The organism is Haloferula chungangensis (assembly GCF_042664875.1).
In the GTDB taxonomy this organism is placed as follows: domain Bacteria; phylum Verrucomicrobiota; class Verrucomicrobiia; order Verrucomicrobiales; family Akkermansiaceae; genus Haloferula; species Haloferula chungangensis.
The window spans coordinates 77,701-94,785 of sequence record NZ_JBHTBS010000014.1 but is presented as its reverse complement, the minus strand read 5'-3'; the positions used below and the strand labels follow the sequence as shown (position 1 = coordinate 94,785).

General features: G+C 58.5%; 17 protein-coding genes and 1 rRNA gene. 12 read left to right on the top strand and 6 right to left on the bottom strand.

Going from position 1 to position 17,085, the window contains the following annotated elements; genetic code table 11:
- The 5 genes from rrf to ACFQY0_RS19055 all read left to right on the top strand — a co-directional run.
- Positions 1–83: ribosomal RNA gene (rrf, locus tag ACFQY0_RS19075) — 5S ribosomal RNA — on the top strand; the annotation flags it as partial.
- Between the two features lie 151 nt (positions 84–234).
- Complete coding sequence (locus tag ACFQY0_RS19070) at positions 235–735, top strand: hypothetical protein (protein ID WP_379715867.1); 501 nt, start codon at positions 235–237, stop codon at positions 733–735.
- 442 nt (positions 736–1,177) lie between these two features.
- Positions 1,178–2,152 (top strand): NAD(P)-dependent oxidoreductase, encoded by a 975-nt coding sequence (locus ACFQY0_RS19065; RefSeq protein WP_379715864.1) that lies wholly within the window; start codon positions 1,178–1,180, stop codon positions 2,150–2,152.
- Positions 2,153–2,185: 33 nt separating this feature from the next.
- On the top strand, positions 2,186–3,283 hold the full coding sequence (locus ACFQY0_RS19060; RefSeq protein ID WP_379715861.1) for a PfkB family carbohydrate kinase: 1,098 nt from the start codon (positions 2,186–2,188) through the stop codon (positions 3,281–3,283).
- A 108-nt stretch (positions 3,284–3,391) separates the two neighbouring features.
- A complete protein-coding gene (locus ACFQY0_RS19055) occupies positions 3,392–4,228 on the top strand; it encodes a substrate-binding periplasmic protein (protein ID WP_379715858.1) in 837 nt (278 codons plus the stop codon).
- 60 nt (positions 4,229–4,288) lie between these two features.
- Here the strand turns inward: ACFQY0_RS19055 and ACFQY0_RS19050 are convergent, their stop codons facing one another.
- On the bottom strand, positions 4,289–5,560 hold the full coding sequence (locus tag ACFQY0_RS19050; RefSeq protein ID WP_379715855.1) for a GumC family protein: 1,272 nt from the start codon (positions 5,558–5,560) through the stop codon (positions 4,289–4,291).
- 171 nt (positions 5,561–5,731) lie between these two features.
- On the bottom strand, positions 5,732–7,246 hold the full coding sequence (gene proS, locus ACFQY0_RS19045) for a proline--tRNA ligase (protein ID WP_379715852.1): 1,515 nt from the start codon (positions 7,244–7,246) through the stop codon (positions 5,732–5,734).
- 315 nt (positions 7,247–7,561) lie between these two features.
- Between proS and ACFQY0_RS19040 the strand changes: the two genes are divergently transcribed.
- Positions 7,562–7,738 carry a hypothetical protein gene (locus ACFQY0_RS19040; RefSeq protein ID WP_379715849.1) on the top strand — a complete coding sequence of 59 codons (177 nt, stop codon included), beginning with the start codon at positions 7,562–7,564 and terminating at the stop codon, positions 7,736–7,738.
- A gap of 92 nt (positions 7,739–7,830) precedes the next feature.
- Positions 7,831–8,307, top strand: coding sequence for a hypothetical protein (locus ACFQY0_RS19035; RefSeq protein ID WP_379715846.1), 477 nt, complete (start codon positions 7,831–7,833; stop codon positions 8,305–8,307).
- A gap of 95 nt (positions 8,308–8,402) precedes the next feature.
- Here ACFQY0_RS19035 and argG read toward each other — a convergent pair whose 3' ends face one another.
- On the bottom strand, positions 8,403–9,683 hold the full coding sequence (gene argG / locus ACFQY0_RS19030; protein ID WP_379715844.1) for an argininosuccinate synthase: 1,281 nt from the start codon (positions 9,681–9,683) through the stop codon (positions 8,403–8,405).
- Between the two features lie 250 nt (positions 9,684–9,933).
- Between argG and ACFQY0_RS19025 the strand changes: the two genes are divergently transcribed.
- Together ACFQY0_RS19025 and ACFQY0_RS19020 are read left to right on the top strand one after the other, a co-directional pair.
- A complete protein-coding gene (locus ACFQY0_RS19025) occupies positions 9,934–10,335 on the top strand; it encodes a hypothetical protein (RefSeq protein WP_379715841.1) in 402 nt (133 codons plus the stop codon).
- Positions 10,336–10,404: 69 nt separating this feature from the next.
- Positions 10,405–10,944 carry a hypothetical protein gene (locus tag ACFQY0_RS19020; RefSeq protein ID WP_379715838.1) on the top strand — a complete coding sequence of 180 codons (540 nt, stop codon included), beginning with the start codon at positions 10,405–10,407 and terminating at the stop codon, positions 10,942–10,944.
- 6 nt (positions 10,945–10,950) lie between these two features.
- On the opposite strand, the gene ACFQY0_RS19015 is transcribed toward ACFQY0_RS19020, so the two are convergent.
- Entirely contained in the window at positions 10,951–12,057 is a 1,107-nt protein-coding gene (locus ACFQY0_RS19015) for a hypothetical protein (protein ID WP_379715835.1), read from the bottom strand.
- 99 nt (positions 12,058–12,156) lie between these two features.
- Between ACFQY0_RS19015 and ACFQY0_RS19010 the strand changes: the two genes are divergently transcribed.
- Together ACFQY0_RS19010 and ACFQY0_RS19005 are read left to right on the top strand one after the other, a co-directional pair.
- The gene (locus ACFQY0_RS19010; protein ID WP_379715870.1) at positions 12,157–12,894 is read left to right on the top strand and encodes an HAD family hydrolase; all 738 of its coding nucleotides are present in this window, start codon (positions 12,157–12,159) and stop codon (positions 12,892–12,894) included.
- 78 nt (positions 12,895–12,972) lie between these two features.
- Entirely contained in the window at positions 12,973–13,635 is a 663-nt protein-coding gene (locus ACFQY0_RS19005) for a hypothetical protein (RefSeq protein WP_379715832.1), read from the top strand.
- A gap of 116 nt (positions 13,636–13,751) precedes the next feature.
- Here ACFQY0_RS19005 and ACFQY0_RS19000 read toward each other — a convergent pair whose 3' ends face one another.
- Both ACFQY0_RS19000 and ACFQY0_RS18995 read right to left on the bottom strand, forming a co-directional pair.
- Positions 13,752–14,795, bottom strand: coding sequence for a 3-deoxy-7-phosphoheptulonate synthase (locus tag ACFQY0_RS19000; RefSeq protein WP_379715829.1), 1,044 nt, complete (start codon positions 14,793–14,795; stop codon positions 13,752–13,754).
- Between the two features lie 57 nt (positions 14,796–14,852).
- Positions 14,853–16,208: an alkaline phosphatase PhoX gene (locus ACFQY0_RS18995; protein WP_379715826.1), complete on the bottom strand. Its 1,356-nt coding sequence runs from the start codon at positions 16,206–16,208 to the stop codon at positions 14,853–14,855.
- 202 nt (positions 16,209–16,410) lie between these two features.
- Between ACFQY0_RS18995 and ACFQY0_RS18990 the strand changes: the two genes are divergently transcribed.
- Entirely contained in the window at positions 16,411–17,076 is a 666-nt protein-coding gene (locus tag ACFQY0_RS18990) for a hypothetical protein (protein WP_379715823.1), read from the top strand.
- The last annotated feature ends 9 nt before the right edge of the window (positions 17,077–17,085 follow it).

The following is a 17,085-nucleotide window of genomic DNA, read 5'->3' as shown; positions in this document are numbered from 1 at the left end:
CCCATTCCGAACCCGGAAGTGAAACGCTGTTGCGCCGATGGTAGTGGGACGACAGGTCCTGTGAGAGTAGGTCGCCGCCAGGTATTTGCCTCGCACTAGCTAACGCTGGTGCGAGGCTCTTTTTTGCCCACATCGCACGAATTTTTGAATGCAGCTGAATTGTTTGCCTATGCTGGTTCTGTGCTTGGCTTTCGTCACAACTCCGCTTGGATTCCTCCAACTTAAGAACTGCCTGTGAAAGCTCACGAAATCTACAACGCCATTGATCCCGCTCTTGTTACCCAGATGCTCGACTGGTTCCGGGAACATGATAAGAATGTCTACCGTTCTGCGCTTTCTTCCCTGGCGCAGTCTCGGAAACTTCGTCTCGTCTTTGTTCAGAAAAAACCGCTTGTCGATCAGTATGCGTGGATTCTCAAGACACTGAAGTCGAAACAATCCGATACCATCGGCGAGCATCTTCTTCAGGTATGGTTGATGGCGGGCAATCAGGAGATGTTGGCGAACTTCTGTGATGCCATGGAGATCGAGCATGATGGAAAGGGCTCGGTAACGGGCGATCTTCCTGAGTCAATGGATTCGGCTGCTTTGGATAATGCCGTGGATCAACTGGTCGGTGATTTTGATCCGAAACTCGTGACCTTGTATCTGCAGGTCTTCAATCTGCAGAGACCGGGCGGCTGGGATGCTCTTTCAAAGAAGTTGGAGGAAGACGAGCGTCTGGTACTCGCCTGAATCCATGTTTGGGAGCGCGTTTGGAACGGAGGTCTTGGGGAGAAAGTTTCTCAGCGAGGACAGCGGATGTTGTCGGCTTGAGTTGAGTGGGATTAAGCGTCTTTGGCGGGATGAAGGGTCTTGCTGTTTTTGCTTCATTGATCTCATGGGATGAGAGTGACCAGATTGATAAATTGGCTGGTTCATTGACCTGCGGGGTTTCTGTCCCATGGGGAAGGTGTTCTGAAGAAGACGCTTTTATGGTTTGCTGTGACTCCGCACTGGCGATCCACGAATGAGGTCGATAGTGCTCAATGATGGGAGCATCTGGCGCGTCGGAATCCTTGGAGTCATCTTGAAGATGTCGCTTCGTTGTTAGTCGACAAAATACAGTGAGTCATCTCGTGAACTGGCTGATTTTTAGACTTGTATGACATATGGGGAAGGCTCAGAAGAGGCATCTATGAGTTCGCGAATTCTGCTGACGACCACCTCCTATCAGGACACTCCGGGAAGCCACCATGATCTGCTTGAAAGCGGTGGTTTTGAAATCGTTCGGGAGCGCGGCCCGCTTTCGGAGGCACGGATGCTGGAGTTGGCGGGTGAGTTTGATGGCTTTCTCTGTGGTGATGATGCCATCACACAGGCCGTGATCGACAAGTCGCTCCCGCGTCTGAAAGTGATCAGCAAATACGGTATCGGTCTTGATAAGATTGATGTGAAGTATGCGACCGAGAAGAGACTTCCGGTGCTTTTTACTCCGGGAGTGAATCACACCACGGTTGCCGAACATACTTTTGGTCTGCTTCTTGGGATCACCAAGAAGATCCAGTCGAACGCTGTTGCCGTGCAGAATGGCGAGTGGGTGGCCGGCTGGAAGAAGCCAGTGGGCAATGAAATCATGGGTAAGACCATCGGTATCATCGGTCTCGGCCGGATCGGCAAGGAAGTGGCGATTCGTGCGAAGGCTTTCGGCATGGACATCATTGCTTACGATCCATTTTTTGACGGAGCTTTCTCCTACAAATACGGGGTGAAGCGCTGTGCCAACATGGATGAGGTGCTTCACAACTCCGATGTGGTTTCCCTGCACTGCTTCCTCGATGATACGACTGAGGGAATGATCAACACTTCGAAGATCGCCGAGATGCGTGACAATGTGGTGGTGCTCAACTGTGCACGTGGCGAGTTGGTGGTGGTGGAAGATATGCTTGAGGCTCTCAAGAGCGGTAAGGTCGGAGGTTACGGTGCCGACGTGCTTGATGCGGAACCACCTGCGCCGAACCATCCGTTGATTGGTGCCCCGAACTGCATCATCACGTCACACATTGGCTCGCGAACCCATGAAAGTGTGAATCGCCAGGCGACGCGTGCGACGAACAATCTCATCAATTTCCTGAAGGGAGATTCCGACTTCATTCAGGCCAACAAGTTTTAACCCTTAGCCCATTCCTTTAAGAAATCTGATACCATGGCCATTAAGATTAAAGACGCAGCCTCCTGTCAGTATGACATCGTTTCCCTCGGGGAAGTCATGCTCCGTTTCGACCCCGGTGACGGTCGCACCCGCACTGCCCGCCGTTTCGACGTCTGGGAAGGCGGCGGCGAATACAATGTTGCTCGGGGATTGCGCCGTTGCTTCGGCAAGCGGGCAGCCGTGGTGACGGCCTTTGCCGACAACGATATCGGTCGCCTACTTGAGGACTTCATTCTTCAAGGCGGAGTGGATACCCGTTTCATCAACTGGGCGGAATTCGATGGCCTTGGCCGCAATGTCCGCAACGGACTGAACTTCACGGAGAAGGGCTTCGGCGTTCGTGGTGCGAAGGGAACTCCTGACCGGGGTCTGACGGCTGCGATGCAGATGAAGCCGGGCGACGTCGACTGGGAGGAAGTTTTCGGCAAGCAGGGCAGTCGCTGGTTTCACACCGGTGGTATTTTCGCAGCGCTTTCCGAAACGACGGCCGAGTTGACCATCGAGGCCTGCAAGGCGGCGAAGAAGCACGGCACGATTGTTTCCTACGACCTCAACTACCGTCCATCGCTCTGGAAGAGCATTGGTGGTCTGGCCAAGGCTCAGGAAGTGAACCGGGAAATCGCCAAATATGTCGATGTGATGATCGGCAACGAAGAGGACTTCACCGCCTCGCTGGGATTTGAAGTGGAAGGCGTGAGCGATGAGATCACCGGTCTCGAAGTGGATAGCTTCAAGAACATGATCAAGAATGCCGTCGCCGACTTCCCGAACTTCCAGGTGGTGGCCACGACGTTGCGCGACGTGCACAGCGCGACGGTCAACGACTGGGGCGCGATCTGCTATCACGACGGCGAGTTCCACGAAGCGACGCATCGTCCGAAAATGGAGATTTACGACCGCGTCGGCGGTGGTGATTCCTTTGCGAGCGGTCTGGTCTATGGATTCATGGAATTCAATGACGCCAAGCTGGCGGTCGAATACGGTGCTGCCCATGGCGCGCTGGCGATGACTACGCCAGGCGACACGACGATGGCAACGGTTGACGAGGTGAAGAAGCTCGTTGGCGGTGGCTCGGCTCGCGTTGATCGTTAAAGTTTCGTTTGGCGGTGCCGAAAGGCTAGCTCGCCATCTTTCCTATCGGGGTCGGACATTGTCCGGCTCCGATTTTTTTGTGGTCTGGGGGAGCATCCCTTTGGGCGCATGACAGTTGATATGGTTTTCGGATCGGTTTCGTGGAGTCAGGCTGCAAAGCATTCCATGACCAAGATCACTCGTCTTCTTTCTCTGATGTCCTGCTTGTCTGTGGCTATCCTACTGGCTGGATGCGCCAACAATCAGATGGTGTCGGCCTCACCGGACATTCTGCGGATCGCCGTGGCGCCCAATTCTCCTCCGATGATTTATAAATCGGGTGGGGAGTATCTTGGACTGGAGGCGGATTTTGGACGGGCGCTGGCGGCGGAGATGGGAAAAACGCCACGTTTCATTGAACGCAGCTGGGATCGCTTGCTGCCGTCGCTTCAGACTGGCGAGGTGGACATCGTCATGTCCAACATGACGGTTACGAATGAACGGCGGAGTTATGCTGATTTCACCACGCCTTACCTGGAAGTCGGACAGATGATTCTCGTGCGAGCCAATGAGTTTCAGTTCTATTCCGATCCGCGGATTATTGCCTTGGTGGAAAAGAAGATTGGTGTGGAGGTCGGAACCGTTTCAGAAGCTTACGTTCAGAGGACCTGCCTGAAAGCGACGGTGGTTCCGCTCAAGAGTCCCGATCAGGCGATCCACGCCTTGGCCAGTGGCAAGATCGATGCCTTCCTGCATGACGCACCGGTGATCTGGAGTCTGTCGTCTGCCGGGGCTGCCCAAGGGGTGACGATGGTTCCCACACCACTCGGAGACGACGAGTTAGCCTGGGCAGTGCGGCGAGGTGACAGTGTCACGCTGAATAAGGCGAATGCGACGATCGCCAAATGGAAGAAAAATGGTCAGTTGTCCCAGATGGTGAAGCGTTGGCTTCCGATCGGGCAGTAATTACTTCGCGGACTTGGTCCGTGGATGAGGCACCTTGTCTCTCCTGAACCCCGTCGGCGATTAGTTCGGTCGAAGTGATTCCCTGGAGTCGCGTCGCATGAGGACGGGTGAGAAGAGGAGGGGAGAAATGATGCCGAGGGCGATGCCGGATAGGAGCCCGATGGTGAGATTTCGGAGGAACTGGGGGTAGACGGGTTTTTCGGGCAGGGTGGGTTCTGCGTGGATGATGATGGGGGATTCGGTGATGCGCCGCTGCATCTCCTCGGCGATGAGTTTGATTTTAAGTTGTTCGAGGAGGCGCTGGGCGGTTTCGAATTCGGCTTTGGCATCGTCGAAGCCGTGGAGGCCGATTCCATAACCAGTGCCTATCTGTCGGCCCAATTTTGACTCAAGTTCGGCAGACTTGCTCTTACTCAATTCCAATTGGGCTCGGAGCGTTTCTCGTAGAGCGATGATACCCTCATCGAGATCTCGGCGCATGCCGTCTACCTTCTCCTTCTGTTGAGTGACGCTTGGATGGGCGTCACCGAGGCCTGCGAGTTGAAGGGAGGTGAGGGTTCGTTTTGCCTCGAGATACTGAGGGTGGAGGGTGCGGATAATGTTCTCGGGAAGTTGCAGGCCGGCGGCATAGGTCATCAATTGATCGCCATCGTATTTGAGGAGGGTTTCGATCTGGCTTTCTAACAAGACCTTCTGTTCAAGTAGTTCGGAGTAGGCGCTTTTTGTTTTGCTCGGTTGAATGTGATGCAAGAGCAGCTCCTGGTTTCGAATGATGGTCGTGAGGGTCTTTCTCTTGTCTTCGACGGTGGCTTCTTGCTTTTTGACGGCGTCGCGGAGTTCGGCGATCGCTTGTTCGGTGCGTTGGGTTTCCAGCTTGGTGCGTCTTGCTCGATAGACTTCGGTGAGGGTGACGGCGATGTTCTGGGCTTGTTCGGGGCTAGCGGCGTGGACGCGGATTTCGATGAGGTCGGATTCCCTGATCTTTTGAGCGTGGATGTTTTCGCTCAATCGCCGGCGGGCGATGTCGCGGTCGACATTCCAGCGGGTGAGGAGGTCGAGTTCGTCGATGACGATGTCGAGGGTCTCCTGGGATTTGACGACTTCGAATTCGGTTGGGCACCAGATCGTGGGAGAAAACCCTTTGGGGACGCCAAGTGAGGGAGGGGTATCGATTGGGCGCGCATAGTGCCTCACTTGAAGGACTGTCGTTGCCTCGTAGACCTTCGGCTGAAGGAGGGTGAGGATGCCGACGGCGAGGAGTCCGAGGAGGGGGCAGAGGGTGATGGTAAGGGGGAAGAGCTGCCAGTAGCGCTTGAGCATGAGGGGATGCATATCTCAATGGGCTTTGTGGGGCAAAGTAAAAAGATTGAGAGAAGGTCAAGGAGCGGTGGATTGTATCCACCGGGCAAGCCGGGTGTCGTTGCCGGAGGGGGGCTCTACACCCAAAGGTGGAGAGGGCTCCTTCATCGGGGATTGCAAATCCCCGCTCCTTGGAAGATCTCGTTAGTAACTGCGGCCCCAGAGTGCGCGGAGCTTGGTGGGCTTGCCGGTGACGAGGCAGGCTTGCTCCGGCTCGTCCTGCTTGTCGAGGGGGAGGCAGCGGACGGTGATTTTGTGCTCTTTGGAAAGGGCGTCTTCTTCGGCGGAGGAGCCACACCATGGGGTGAGGAGCCAGCCGGGGTTGTCCTGCTTCCAGTGCTTGTGGAAGCTTTCGAGGTCGCTGCACTCAACGATGTTTTCATCGCGGAAGGCGGTTGCGGCATTGAGGAGGTTGTCGTGGATCTCCTGAAGGATGTCGGTGACGTTGCGAAGGAAGTCTTCTTTGTCGACGAATTCCTTGTCGTTGGAAGGCTTGTCCCGACGCTGGAGGCAGAGCTTGCGGGACTCGACGTCGCGCGGGCCGATCTCGATGCGGAGCGGGGCGCCTTTCTTGACCCATTCCCACTTCTTGCCTTTGACGTCGCGCTCATCGACGAGGACGCGCAGTGGTTCGCCGTGGAACTTGCAGTCCTTCCGCAGGGTGGTGGCGAGGGCGTGGCAGCTGGCAAGTACGGCATCTCTAGTATCTTCCTTCGGGGTGATGGGAATGATGACGATCTGCTGAGTGGCGACTCGTGGCGGGAGGACGAGGCCGTCGTCGTCCGAGTGCGCCATGATCAGCGTGCCGATGAGGCGGGTGGAGACGCCCCACGAGGTGGTGTGGGCGTGCTCGACGCTGCCTTCGCGTCCGGTAAAGGAGATGTCCTGGGCTTTGGAGAAATTGGTGCCGAGGTAATGCGAGGTGCCGGCCTGGATGGCTTTTTTGTCCTGCACCATGGCTTCGACGGTGAGGGTCATGTCGGCGCCGGGGAAACGTTCGTTCTCGGTTTTTTCACCGGGGATCACGGGGATGGCGAGGTGGTCGCGCAGGAAGTCGGCGTAGACCTTGTGCATTTTGCGCGTTTCCTCGATGGCTTCCTCGGCGGTCTCGTGGGCGGTGTGGCCTTCCTGCCAGAGGAACTCGGCGGTGCGCAGGAACATGCGCGGACGCATTTCCCAGCGCATGACGTTGGCCCACTGGTTGATGAGCAGCGGGAGGTCGCGGTAGGACTGGACCCAGCGGGAGAAAGCCGCGCCGATGATGGTTTCGGAGGTCGGGCGGATGACGTAGGGCTCGGCGAGTTCGCCGGTCGGAATCATCTTGGTTTTTCCGGTTTCCTCGTCCTTGACCGCTTCGAGGCGGTGATGGGTGACGACGGCGCACTCGGTGGCGAAGCCTTCGGCGTGCTCGGCTTCCTTTTCGAGATAGGAAAGCGGGATGAGAAGAGGGAAGTAAGCGTTCTGGTGACCAGTTTCCTTGAAGCGTCGGTCGAGGCCCTGCTGGATGAGTTCCCAGATGCCGTAACCCCACGGCTTGATGACCATGCAACCGCGGGTTTCGGAATTTTCCGCCATGTCGGCGGCTTTGATGACCTGCTGGTACCATTCGGGGAAATCGTCGGCGCGGGTCGGGGTGATGGCGGTCTTGGGTGCGGACATGGGAAACTTTAAACGTTGAATCTGGAACTCCGAAATGAGGCCGCTGCGCGGCGGGGGGAAGAGACCAGAATCGGGCGGGGGGATGCCAGAGAAAAGAAACGAAGAACCCCGCAGGCTGGTGGGCTCTGCGGGGCTTTTGGAGGATTCTTGAGGTGAGGAGGCAGGGGAGGAACCCATCCTTCGCTAACGCTACGGAGGGCAGGTTGCCCTTGCTCCCTTTTCGGCTTTTCTGATGGGATGGCGGGGTTAGGGTTGGTCTCATGAACACCTTGAGCTTCAGCTTGAGAAATGCGGGAAGTCTGATACGCTCATTTCATGGGTCCGAAAAACCAGCGCCGGGTGACGGTAGAGGAGATGCTCGAACAAACTCGCCGCAATCGCGAGCGGGCGGCGATCCTCGAATCGCGGAGTGGGCCGGTGCTGCCGGAAGACGCTTTGCGCGAAAAGACTTCGGCGACCGTCTCGACGGTCCGCAAGTCGAAGGCGAACTGAACCGAATTTTCCGGGAGACTCCCGAGTTCGGTCGGTCGCTGGCTCTGAGGCTGGCTGACTTTCATGATGATGAAAGTCGGGGCGATCTTGCCTTGATTGGCGGAGGGGGCGAAGCGGTGGTATTTGGTAACTCCGATGAGCAGCAGGTGATCAAGCTGTTAGGTGGGGATGGCAAGGCGGGTTTCGGATGGATGATGGATCGGGATCCGGAGGGGATGTGGGTTATTCGGCCGGGAGGATTGGAGGAGGCTTTACTGCGCTTCCAGCTCATGGAGGGAAATTTCCCGACGGGTCTTGAATTGGACGGGGTCGGAGACGATGCGGATTTTTTGCTGCTGCGGCAGCCCTTCCTTGTCGGGGGAAATCCGACGGAGGCGGAGCTCAATGCCTGGATGCGAGGGCGCGGGTGGGAGCCGGCGAATCTGCCGACTCGATTGGAGATGCTGGCGGAGCTGAGTTGGCGGCGTGGGGAAGTGGTGGCAACGGATGTGCGTCCTGAGAATGCAATTTTGGCAGAGTCGGATGGAGAGATTTATCCGTTTGATATTATTGTGACGCGGGGTGGATGAGGTGGAGTTCTGAAGGGAATGAAAAACCCCGCAGGCCGGTTTGGCGCTGCGGGGTTGTGAGGAATTTAGGGGTAAGGTGACCTGCTCCTGCTCCCTTATTTTTGTCTCGCGTTGGCTTTGAGGCGGAGGGCGTTGAGGGCGATGAAGCCGGTGGCGTCGTCCTGGTTGTAGGCTTCTTCCTGGCCGCCTTCCATGGTGGCGACGGCTTCGTCATACATGCTGTGCGGGCTGCGCCGTCCGGCCTGCATGACGTTGCCCTTGTAAAGCTTGAGGCGGACTTCACCGGAGACCTTTTTCTGGGACTCGGTGACGAGGGCCTGGATGGCTTCGCGCTCAGGGGCGAACCAGAAACCGTTGTAGACGAGCTGGGCGTACTTCGGAATGAGGGTGTCGCGGGTTTGCTGAAGCTCGCGGTCGATGACGAGGGTTTCCAAGTCGCGGTGGGCGGCGAGCAGGATGGTGCCGCCGGGAGTTTCATAGATGCCGCGTGACTTCATGCCGACGAAGCGGTTCTCGACGATGTCGATGCGGCCGATGCCGTGGGCTCCGCCGAGGGCGTTGAGGACGCGCATGACGCCGTAAGGTGTGAGAAGCGTGTAGCCGTCTTTTTCGCCCTGGACTGCGAAGTCACCGAGCTTGGCGATGAGTTCGGCGAGTCCTTCGGTTTGGAGACCGATGATGTTGCCCTTTTCGAAAAGGCACTGAAGCATCTGCGGTTTGTCGGGGGCGTCTTCGGGGGAGACGGAGAGCACATACATGTCGCGGTCGGCTTCGCCGGTGGCGTCGTACCAGGTGTCTTCGAGGGCGCCGGCTTCGAAGGAGATGTGCAGGAGGTTGCGGTCCATCGAGTAGGGCTTCTTCATGGAGGCCTTGACCGGGATGTTGTGCGCTTCGGCGTATTCGATCATCTCCTTGCGGCCGGGGAACTGCTTGCGGAACTCGGCGTCGCGCCAGGGGGCGATGCACTTGATGTTCGGGGCGAGGGCGGCGGCGGAAAGTTCGAAGCGGACCTGGTCGTTGCCCTTGCCGGTGGCACCGTGGGCGATGGCGTCGGCGCCTTCCTTGATGGCGACGTCGACCATGCCCTTGGTGATGCAGGGGCGGGCGATCGAGGTGCCGAGGAGGTAGCGGCCTTCGTAGACGGCGTTGGCCTGAAACATCGGGAAGATGTAGTCGCGGGCGAATTCTTCCTTCTGGTCATCAATGTAGCACTTGGAGGCGCCGGTGGAGAGGGCTTTGGCTTCGAGACCGTCGAGCTCGTCGCCCTGCCCGCAATCGGAACAATAGGCGATGATTTCAGCGTTGTATTTTTCCTTGAGCCAGAGGAGGAGGACGGAGGTGTCGAGCCCTCCGGAGTATGCGACGACGATTTTCATGCGGAGCGATGGGTAGGGTGGAAACTTTGAACTTTAAACTCTAAATTTCAGCGAATTGGGGAAAGGGCGGCTACAAAAGGAGGGTTCGGTTCCCATAGCTGGGGCTGGAAGAGGTGGCTAGGATCCTGGCAATGCGATGAGACCGAACGCTGGATGCCAAAGAACCTTCCGCTGCCCGACTCCGACTCCGACGTTTCGGAAAACGAGGAGTCGCCGGCGGGAGTCGAGACCTGCGGATGAAAATCCGACGGTGAAGTTCAATTTCATCGAGGTGCCGAAGGGGCGCGGCCAGCTGCAAATGAAGGTGGCTCCGATGGTGAAGCTGGGCGGAACGATTGAGCCGCCGATTGATCTGAAATCAATCCGCTGGGGTGGATTTCTTGGGCTGATCGCGATCGGCCTGGTGATGAACCTGTGGATGGGTGTGATGCTCGGCATCATCTATCAACTGATCGGCTGGGATCCGAGCTGCTGGGGGGAGTGGACTGGCCGTTCGTTTATTGTCGCACTTTATGGTGTGCACCTTTTCGGCATCGCCGGGCACTCGCTGTCGCGCGGGTATCGCTCATGGGGCGTAATTGGGATCGTGTCGTTCTGGGTCAGCTTTCTGGGCTGGATTCCGATCACGCTGCTGATCTCGTGGTTGTCGTGAGACGGCTACAATTGAGATCTCTGGTTCCCATGGCTTTGGTTTGTTTGAATAAGTAATGTCTCAGGTGTTATGTATAACCGTGGATTCAGAACGATCTCTCCCGATGACTCGGTGGGTCGGCTTGTGAGTGGCGATCGTCTAACGGGAAAAGCCTACCGTCAGGGGAGATATGCCCGTCGGCGCAACTGGGGCAGTGGCTCCGAGGAGAAGTCGGACGGTCAGGTCACGGGGCCGGTGAAGTCTCTCAAGCTGGTGCCATGGAAAAGAGAATCGGCATCGGTGAGTCTGGGCAACAAGGAGTCGACGATCCGTGCAGGTGAGGTCATCGGCTGGATTGCGATGGGATCGTTGGTGCAGGCTTGGCTGGTGTTGGTGCTGAGCGTGCTTGCTGAAATCATCGGCAGCGGAAGCAACGGCTGGAGCCCGTTTGTTTTGCCGTCGGTGTTGTTGGCGCTGGCGGGGACTCAGCTTCTGGGCTTCCTCAGCGATACGCTTTCGGAAAGCCGCAGTGAGTGGGGCACGCGTGCTTTGGTGGGCTTCTGGATCAGCTTCCTGATCTGGTTGCCGCTGGGAATGCTGATCTCGATGATGATCGGCCTGTTTGGCTGAAGCTTGTTACTCGATGATGGAAACGAAACGGATGAAGCCGGTGGGGCCTGGGGGAAGGGTGAATTTCGGCGAGCCGGATTTTCCTTGGTCGAGTGCGCTGGGGCCGTGGAGGTAGTAATTCGTCGTCAAGGGAACCCAGTTGGAGGCGCTGAGATCGCTCGTGTATTCGATGCTCATGGGGTTTTGCAGGCCGTCCTCGGGGAGGACGATGGTGGCGACGGGGCCGTAGCCGGTATTTTCAATCGTGATTGGCAACGTGGAAGCGGTGGCTGGTAAGTCGAGCGCCATGAGAATGGCGTAGGGAATGCCGGATGGGTTGGGGCTTTCCGGGTCGGGATTGTTGAGTTGGTTGTCGATGGCCCACTGGCCGTAGGGGGTGGGGGCGGTAAAGTTGGAAGAGCTGCTGGTGATCGTGCCGGCTTCGGTTTTGATGATGCTGGTGTTCAACGAGGGCGCTGGGAGCAGGATCGTTTCGGCTTCATTGAGCGATAGGACGAGTTTTGCTTTGAGCGTCCGGCTGAAGGTGTTCTTTGAAACCTGAGAAATGGTCACCGTCGCGCTTCCCGGGAGAGGGAGGGTGTCGGGAAAGTTGATGTAGTCGTCGGTGATCCGGTTCAGTGCGGTGCCGGTGACGGAGCGGCCGGTGACGATGATCCCTTGGGAAGCGAGGAAGTTTTGCTGGGAGGGAATGAGCGCACCGCTGCCATCAACAAGTCCCGGTGGCAGCATCGTGGTGGGCGAGTAGGAAATCTGGCCGGCTTGCTGAAAGTAGAAGGTCGATTTTATGCCGTAGGGAGCGGCATAGACCACGTTGGAGAAGAGCTGCAGGGAATAGCCGGAGCCGATGATGGAGCCGCTGTTGAAGGTGAAATTCTTGGGGGCGAGGGTGTTGGTGTCGAAGACGAGATCAGCGGAGAAGTTCCCGGAGTAGCTGCGGATAGCGGTGACGCCGTCGACTGTGCCTTCCGGGCTGGCGATCGGCCGGATGAGGCCGACTTCCGTGGCCGTGCCCGCGGCCACGGTGAAGGTGAGCCGTTTGCTGAGTTCCGAGGCGTTCGAGGAGGAAGCAACTCCCGTGGTCAAGAGTGCGCTGGCCAGAATGGTGCGGAGCATGAGAACGCGGCAAACCTGCCTGTGTTGAACCGATGAGCAAGCGAAAGTAGACGCCTGATGCGGGTTGCCAAGGGGGAGATGCTTTGAGAGTGCTTGGCGGTGACGAGCGAGCAGTTGGAGAAATTCGAGCGGGGACTGGCGTTGTTTGATTTCGACGGAACGATGATTTCGTGGGACACGCAGATATTGTTCGCGAACTACGTGCTGAGGCAGGAGCCGGTGAGGAGGAGCTACTTTCCGCTGTTTTTGGGTTTTACGCCGTTTGCAGGGATTCTGGGGGACGAGGGGATGAAGCGGATTTTCCTGAGCTACCTGTGGAAGACGGAACCGGCGCAGCTTGAGGAGTGGGTGCGGGGATTTGTGGCCGAGTGGGTGCCGGGGAAGTGTTATGCGGAGCTGATCGAGCGCATGGAACGCCATCGCGAGGCAGGTCACCTGACGCTGCTGGTCTCAGCGAGTCCCGAGCTTTACATCAGGGAAATCGGGCGGGTGCTGGGCTTTGATCTGGCTTTCGGAACGCCCGTGGAAGTTGGCGAGAAGATGAAGCTTTTTCCCGATCTGCGGAACCATAAGAGCGAGGAGAAGGTGCGGAGGTTGAGCGAATTGCTCGGGCCGCCGCGGGAGGGTGTCTGGCCCAGGAGCCATGGATATACCGACAGCACGGCGGATTTGCCGATGATGTATTGTTGTGAGGCGGGGACGGTGGTGAATCCATCGGAACGCCTGAAGAAAATCGCCGAAGAGCGGGATTGGGAGGTCCTGACGCCTACGGTGCCGTGGAAAGGGAAGGTGGATAAGCTGAGGCAGATGGCTGCATTCATCCTGGGGATGCGCTGAAGAGGCGGGAAATAGGGACTCAATTCGAGACGTGCGGGTGCGTTGACACGCGGCCGGTTCCACCCCACTGTCCGCCGCATGGACACGCTGAAGATCATGCTCGGAGCCACCATTGCACTGCTTTTGGTGGCAGTGGGTGTTTCGTATAAAGGAATGAATCAGCAGGTGCGCAATGCACCTGAGGAGGAGATTCACGACTTGCGCCGCCAGTTGCTTGAGATGGAGCAGGAAAGCGAGCGGTTGAAGCTCGAGCGCGAGCGCCGGATTTTGCGCGAAGCGGCGGCAGAGCCAAAGCCGACCGATGCGGTGACGCGTGAGGATGCGGCGGTCTTCGCCGAGCGGTTGGAACAGCTTGAACGCGAGACGGAGGAGGCAAAGGAGCAGGCCGCACGTGCTGAACGGGAGACCGATTTTCTGCTCGATAAGCGGAATGAGAACAAGAGCCGGGACGATCGCCGTGTGCGTGTCATCAATGAAGCTCTACTGATTGCGACGGTGAGGGAGTGGGTCGAAGACCCGCAGTTCGGCGGCTTCGCTGTGTTGAGCGTGGAGCGTGAAGACAACGTCCAGGCTGGCACGGTGCTGGCAATCCGCCGCAACGGCGGCATCCTTGGAAAACTCAAGGTCACCGAGGTAAGCATCGACGGCGCGGTGGCGAATCCCGTCACCGCCTTCGGCGAAGTGAAGCCCCAGCCAGGTGATGAGTTGATTCTCGACTCGATTGTTCAATTGGCGAACTGAGGCGGATAGGAGGTGCGACGCCCTCGTCGCGCTAGGGTGGATGGGCTATGAAGCGGACTCCTGGGCTTGCGGCACGGGGTGTGCCGCCTTCTGGCGACTGAAGTCGCGGCACCTTGTTAGAGTGCTTCGGCGGCTTCGTGGAGAATCTTGTCGGTAGTCTGCCAGTCGATGCACTTGTCGGTGATCGATTGGCCACGGACGAGTTGGTCGAGCGGTTGGGGGAACGACTGGTTCCCGGCGACTAGGTTGCTTTCCAGCATGGTGCCGATGATCGAGCTGTCTCCGGCGGCGCGCTGGCGGACGATCTCGCGGAAGACGTCGGCCATTCTGCTGTCATCCTTGCCGCAGTTTGCGTGAGAGGCATCGACGACCATGACGGGCTCAAGACCGGCGTTCTTCAGGGTGTCGCGGGTGGCTGAAATACTAGCTTCATCGTAGTTCGGTCCATTTTCACCCCCGCGCAGGATCACATGGCAGTGGGGATTGCCGGTGGTGGTGACGGCCGAGGCGACGCCCTGATCGGAGACGCCGAGGAATGTCTGCGGGCGCGAGGCGGCCTTCACGGCGTTGATCGCTGCGGTGAGGTCGCCGGAGGTGGTGTTCTTAAAGCCGAGCGGCATCGAAAGACCGGAGGCCATCTGGCGGTGGGTCTGGCTTTCAGTCGTGCGCGCGCCAATGGCGGACCAGGAAATGAGGTCGGCGATGAACTGGGGGGTGATCGGATCGAGAAGTTCGGTGGCGGTGGGTAGCCCGAGGTCGATGACTTCCCTTAGGAAAGTGCGGGCGCGGCGCAGGCCTTCGGGGATGTTGTCCGAGCCATCGAGATTGGGATCCATGATGAGGCCTTTCCAGCCGACCGTGGTGCGGGGTTTTTCGAAGTAGACCCGCATGACGATGTAGAGCTTGTCCTTGAGGCGCTCGGAGAGGGCTGCGAGGCGGCGCGCGTATTCGAGGCCGGCCTCGGTGTCATGGATCGAGCAGGGGCCGACGATGACCAGCAGTCTCTGGTCGGAGCCGAAGAGGATGGAGGCGATGGTTTCTCGCGAGCGGGCGACGAATTCCGCCTGGGCATCGCTGCGCGGGATCTCGGCCTGCAGCAGCGCCGGGGCTGGGAGGGGGACGTTCTTGGCAATGTGGAGGTCAGTGACGCGCGAGCTCATGCCGCGAGTGGAAACTGTAAGCCCCCAACTTTAAACCCCAAACTCGAGAAGCTCGCTTCACACGCTCCATGGCCCGGTGATGGCAAGCGTCAGCCCATGCGCGAAAAGATTGACGAAGAGCCATTTCCCACCCGGAGAGAAACAGCAACCGGCAAACTCGGATTTGTCTTTGGCGTTGCGCGCGAGGGTGTGGATTTTGCCTTCCGGGGTGACGCATTGGACATGCGAGTGCTCGGCGAAAGAGACGTCGATGAGGTCTTCGCAAACGACGAGTCCGCCCCAGGGGGCCGGGCAAAGGTTGTCGCCATTGGTGAGAAGGTCGTCTTTCTCGGATTGGAGGAAAAGCGAGAGGGTGTCGGGCTTTTCGGCGGAGCCGGATGGCTGGAGAAGGAAAAGCTGGCCGCGTCGTGACGGTCCACCATCGGTGCAGCAGATGAAGATGCCCTCGGGGGTATGGTGGATGCCTTCGCCGCGGGCGAATCGTGCGGCACCTGCGTCATGACCACGAACGCGAAGGTCGTCTTGGGGGGCATGGGTGTCCTCGAGGTCGATCCAAGTGACCTTGATTTCTTTGCCTTCAACGGGCCATCTGGATTTCGAACTGTAATTGCGCAGGTCGGCTTTTGGTTTGTCGACGATGGCAAGGGCTTGAAGTTTTCCGGAGGTGAAATCCTGTTGTTTGTCGGGGATGAATCGGTAGAGCAGGCCGTCGCTTCGATCTTCAGTGAGATAAAGAATGCCGGTCTCGGGATCCAGAGCGACGGCTTCGTGGCGAAAGCGCCCGAGGGCTTTGAGGGCGGTGGCTTTCTGGAGGCCGGGGGTGGCAGTGGCTTTCACCTCGAAGCACCAACCGTGATGGCGGCCACGACCGCGGGTCAGATTGTCAGTTTCCTCGCAGGTGATCCAGCTGCCCCACGGCATGGCGCCGCCCGCACAGTTCCGATCGGTCCCGGTGAGAGAGAGGAACTCGCTGACAATTTCGCCGCTGGCGGGATCGAAGACGAGGTTGGTGGTGCCGCCGAAGTAGGGCTTGTTGCCGCCTTTGCCGGGATCGTGGCTCAGGGCGGGGTCGAGATTGCCGGGATACATCAAATGGTTCTCAAAGGGGCCGAGCTTGGTCGCGGTGAGCGGGAGTTCGTGATTGCGGACGAGGATGACTTTTCCATCGGGACCGGGAAATGCGGCCATCCCATCAGGCTTTCCGGGGACTTTGAAACCGTCGCTCATCCGGGTGCCCACCTTGGAGATGACTCGGTAGCTGAAGCCTTTTGGAAGATCCAGAATGCGCTGAGGGTCAGGGATCAGTGGGCCGTGTGGCTCGATGACGCGCTTCGACGGGGCGGCGAGGGAGTAGCGCTGCAAGGCAAGGAAGGCGAGAGTGGTGGTGCTGAGAAATTGACGACGCGGGATCATGGATAGGAGAGCGGAGTGCAGAAAATCTACGGAGCTGAGAGGTGACTTTCGTCAAGGATTGCATGCGGGCAGGGGAAACCTCGACAGTCTGAAGACCGGGAAAATTGGAAAATGCCTGCGTCAGCCGCGCGATGGGGGTTTGACATGAGCTGGCCACAGGTGTTTTTTCCTGTTCACAGAAAAACTTCCACCTAGGACCCGAATGAGCGACAACGATAATAAACCCTCGAAGCAGACTTCCAGTGTGCCACTGAAGAAAGAAACGGTCCGCGTGACTCTTAAGGCGGCAGATGCTCCCTCGGCTTCGCCGACCGGTGCTCCGCCAGCTCCAGCTGCGCCCAAACCAACCATGTCGGCACCAAAGCCAACTGTCTCGGCACCGAAGCCGCCGACCGTTGCGACCAAGCCGCCAACGGCTGCAGGTGGTGCGCCTCCGGCTCCGGCTCCGACCATCCCTCTCCGCACCGCAGGTGCTCCAACGGCAGGTGGTGCTCCGGCCCCGGCCCCTACCATCAAACTCAACACAGCGCCCGCTTCCGCAGGTGCTCCCACGGTTGCACTCAAGACGGCAGGGGCTCCTTCCGCGCCTGGCGCAGGCGCTCCCTCGGTGGCGTTGCCAAAGGCAACCGTGCAACTCCAGCCTCCGACCCAGCCAATGAGCACCGGGGGCATCTCGACCCAAGCCGCCACCATGCAGCAAGCGGATGATGAGGAAGAGAGCACAGGAACCAGCCCAGTGGTGATCGCCCTTTCCGTACTCGGGTTACTGGGTGCGGCGGCGGTGCTTTTCCTGCAGGTCTCCACCGCGAGCATCTGGATCAATGCTGAGGACAACTCCGCCCAAGGCGAGTGGTCGCAACTGTTCTAAATTCTCCAT